The organism is Streptomyces sp. URMC 126 (assembly GCF_051386555.1).
Taxonomy (GTDB): domain Bacteria; phylum Actinomycetota; class Actinomycetes; order Streptomycetales; family Streptomycetaceae; genus Streptomyces.
The window spans coordinates 1-1,078 of sequence record NZ_JBPQTX010000629.1 but is presented as its reverse complement, the minus strand read 5'-3'; the positions used below and the strand labels follow the sequence as shown (position 1 = coordinate 1,078).

Genomic DNA, 1,078 nt, shown 5'->3' with positions numbered 1-1,078 from the left:
TGTGTATAAGAGACACCTCTACGTCCCTTCCGCACGCCCACCCGCCGCACCCCAGCGGGTCTTCTACGGAACGGAACGGCGCCCTACGGCCGCCAGGGCGATCCTGGAGGCCGCCGGACCGGTACTGGTCACCACCAGCGACCCCGGGCTGTGGGCGGACACCAAGGACTCCCGCGCGAAGCTCGGCCCGGTCCACGTCTTCGACCCGGGGCACCTCCTCGACACCCCCGACCGCCTCCGCTGGAACCCGGCCGCCGGCTGCGCGTCGCGGTCGACGGCGGCCTCGCGCGCCGCCGCCCTCCTCGCGCCCGTCCGCCCGCTCAGCGCCCTGGACTCGCTGACCGCCGACACGGCCGAGACCCTCCTCCGCTGCTGGCTCCACGCGGCGGCCGTCGACGGCCGCCCGTTCCGCCAGGTGCACCGCTGGGCCCAGGGCACCTCGGCCCACGAGCCCGTACGCATCCTCAGAACGAACCCCAAGGCGGCGGGCGGTACGGCGGGGGAACTGGAGTCGGCGCTGACCGGTCACCCGGAACGAAGGGACATGGCCCAGGAGTTGACGGCACGCGCTCTCAATGCGCTGTCTTCGGTCCACATCCGCGACGCATGCAATCCAAATCGGTCGGATGTGCTCGCGCTGGAATCATTCGTCGCCGAGATGGGAACGCTCTACGTGGTGGGTGAGGCGATTGAGGATCCCCGCACCCGCCCGGGTGCGATGCCCCTGCTGACCGCACTCGCCGCGAACGTGGTCGAGCGCGGCCGGGGCGTGGCCGAACGGTCACCTTCCGGTCGGCTCGACCCACCACTCACGCTGGTACTGGACGATGTCGCGGCGGTCGCTCCCCTGCCCGCCCTCCCGGATCTTCTGGAGGCCGGCGCCGACTTCGGTATGCCCACCCTCGCCCTGATGCGCTCCGAGGAGCAGGCCAGGGCCCGCTGGCCGCGCCACGCGCCGATCCGCTGACCCGACCGGAACGGATCCACTGACCCGACCGGGACGGCAGCACGCGGCAGCAGGCAGCAGGACCGGCACACCCCAAGGCCCCTCCCCGCCCCCTGGAAGAGGGCTCACAGC

At 72.4% G+C, this 1,078-nt stretch carries 1 pseudogene; it reads left to right on the top strand.

The annotated features are described in order from the left end of the window. A pseudogene (locus ACSNOK_RS33195) lies at positions 1 to 967 on the top strand (type VI secretion protein); the annotation flags it as partial. Between the last annotated feature and the right edge of the window lie 111 nt (positions 968 to 1,078).